This window comes from Rhizobacter sp. P2_H2, from assembly GCF_056403375.1.
Genome location: NZ_JBFUFP010000708.1, coordinates 1 through 2912 on the forward strand (window position 1 = coordinate 1; position 2912 = coordinate 2912).

The following is a 2912-nucleotide window of genomic DNA, read 5'->3' on the forward strand; positions in this document are numbered from 1 at the left end:
CAGCAGCTGCTCGGCCGGCACGCAGTCGAACCCCTCGACCTCGCCATCCTGGTTGTCGGGATCCAGATCCGGCAGCAGCTCGCCCTCGAACATCTCGATGCGCTCGACCATGTAGCCGTTCCTGTCGACCGGGCGGCGCACCCACTGGTGGCCGAGCGCGCGCACGTTGCGCATCGTCGCCACCTCCAGCCCGGCTTCCTCCCAGGTCTCGCGGTGCAGGGCGGAGGCGACGGTCTCGCTCGCCGACAGCATCCCGCCCGACAGCGTGTCCCACTGGCCGGGGTCGGTCGCCTTGTCGAAAGCGCGCTGCTGCACCCAGACGCGGCCATCGCCGGTGTGGCCCACCAGGTGCACCGCGACGGTGGCAATGCCCAGCGGGCGCACCGCGGCGCGCTCGATCAGCGCCTGCCGCTCGCCGTGTTCGTTCGCCACCACCAGCAGCTCGTTGCGCCAGGCACCGCCCAGCTGATGCTCGTGCAGCCAGTGGGCGATCACTGCCAGCGCCGCGTCGGGCGGGCCTTCGACCTGCCAGCCGCCGGCGCGCGGGCGCATCGGCAGGTCGGCTTCGGCCATGTGGCGGGCGAGCAGCGGCTCGATCGAGCCGATCACCGCATCGGTGGCCTGCAGCCACAGCCGCTCGCGCAGCAGCAGCGGGGGCTGGTCGGCCAGGGTGTTCAGGTGGTGCAGCCAGTCGGGAATGTCATCCATCGTGGCCGCGATGGTATCGCGGCGCCTCAGGCCGAGAACAGCCGCCAGCGCGCGGTGATCGCCTTCAATCCCTGCAGGATGCCGCTGGCCACCGGCGTGTCGAGCCCGGGAACGCGCATCGTGCGGTGCAGTGCGACATGGCGTGCGTCGCCCAGGCAGCGATGGTGCTCCTTCATCGCCGCCGTCACTGCCAGGCTCAGCGCCGCCGGGCGGATCGGCTTGCTGGCGAAGCGGAAGATGCGGGCCTGGTTGATCAGGCGCACCACCTCGTCCGCATCGGTGTGATGCGTCAGCATCACGGTGATCAGTGCCGGGAAGTGGGTCTTCAGCGTATGCAGCAGCTGGCCGGTGTYGGCGCCGCCGACGCGCGATTCGCACACCATCACGCCGATGGCGTGGCGCGCCAGCAATTGCAGCGCGCAGGCCACGGTATCGGCGCGGTGCACCGTGAACTGGGTGCCCAGCGCCTCACGGATCAGCGCGCAATCGGCTTCGTTGTCGTCGAGCAGCAGCACGCCCGCAGCGGGCCGCGATGCGGCGCGCGCCGCCGAGCCCGATGGCGTGACGATGGGGGCCGGCCGCGATTGCATCTGGCCGATCTCGGCCGCCTCGGCGAGGGTCACGCGGAACGCGTCCTGGTCCCAGGGCTTGGTGACGTAGCGGAAGATCTGGCCTTCATTGACCGAGCCGACGATGGCCGACTGGTCGGCATAGCCGGTCAACAGCACGCGCACCGTGCCGGGCCACGTGCTGCCCACCTTGGCGAGCAGCTGCACGCCGGTCATGCCGGGCATGCGCTGGTCGCTGACGATCACGTCGATGCGTTCACGATGCAGGATCTCCAGCGCCTGCGCGCCGCTCGATGCCGTGAAGACCTCGTAGGTGCTGCGGAACATCACCCGCAGCAGGTTGATGATGCGTTCCTCGTCGTCGACGAACAGGATGCGGGCTTTCTGCGGTGCTGTCACGTGGCGGGCTCCGTCGGGTGGGATGGGTGGGCGGGTCAGGCCGCCAGCGGCAGCGGTTCGCCGGACGTGCCGGGTTCGCGCGGGCGCAGCGGCAGCAGGATCGAGAACACGGTGYCGACCCCGGGCTCGGTGTCGACAAGGATCCTGCCGCCGTGCTCCTGGACGATCTTGAACGAGATCGACAGGCCCATGCCGGTGCCCTTGCCGATCGGCTTGGTCGTGTAGAACGGGTCGAAGATCTTCGGCAGCACGTTCGCCGGGATGCCGCTGCCGTTGTCCTGGATCTCGATGCGCACCATGTCGTCGCCCTCGCGCGCGGTGCGCAGCGTGATCACGCCGGGTTCCGGGCGATCCGCGGGCATCGCATGCACCGCGTTCGTGATGATGTTCAGGAAGACCTGGTTGATCTGCGACGGCGAACACTGGATCTTCGGCAGGTCGAAGGCCAGCTCGCGGCGGATCTCGACGGTGTTCTTCAGCAGGTTGCGCGCCAGCAGCAGCGTGCTCTCCAGGCCTTCATGCACCGCGAACTCGCTGACCTTCGCGCGGTCGAGCCGGCTGAAGTTCTTCAGGTTGGTGACGATCTCGGAGATCTGCTCGATGCCGTGGATGCCGTCGGCCAGCAGCTGGCCCATCTCGTCCATCACGTGGCTGCCTGCGACCTCCTTCGTGGACTTGTCGAACTCGTGGGCCAGCGTCTGCAGCCGGGCACGGTCGCGCTGCTCGTTCGGCAGGTGCAGCATCTGCGCGAACTGCACGCTGTTGGCCGCGAGCTGGGCCACCGGGGCGACCTGCTCGCGCAGCACCTCGAACGTGCCCTTGACGTAGGCGAGCGGCGTGTTGATCTCGTGCGCGATGCCCGCCACCATCTGCCCGAGGGCCGACATCTTCTCGGACTGCACCAGGTGGACCTGCGACTCCTTCAGCTCGGCATGGCTGCGCGTCAGCGCCTGGTTCACGCGGGCGAGCATCCGGTAGCTGGCGATCAGCCGCCACGCGAGCCAGCCCAGCGCGACCAGCAGCACCGCCGAGTACGCCACCAGCACCCAGCGCCAGGTCTGCTGCGATACCAGCAGCTTCTCGTGCTCCAGGGCATGCATGTCGGCCAGCTCGTCGAGTGCACGGGCGGTCGGCAGCACGGCGAGCTGCTTCAGGATCCTGTCCCCCACCTGCTGCTGGCGCAGCACGGTCTCCGCGTGGGCCGAGAAGCCGGCCACGCGCTGGGCCGCTTCGGCC

3 protein-coding genes are annotated in these 2912 nt (G+C 69.3%); all 3 read right to left on the reverse strand.

Features of this window, described 5'->3' with window-relative positions:
- The coding region (locus tag AC1D15_RS25040; protein WP_477828106.1) for an NUDIX domain-containing protein at window positions 1-708 on the reverse strand (708 nt) is incomplete at its 3' end.
- Between the two features lie 26 nt (window positions 709-734).
- On the reverse strand, window positions 735-1676 hold the full coding sequence (locus tag AC1D15_RS25045) for a response regulator (protein ID WP_477828107.1): 942 nt from the start codon (window positions 1674-1676) through the stop codon (window positions 735-737).
- Between the two features lie 35 nt (window positions 1677-1711).
- On the reverse strand, window positions 1712-2912 hold a 1201-nt coding region (locus tag AC1D15_RS25050), incomplete at its 5' end, for a sensor histidine kinase (RefSeq protein ID WP_477828108.1).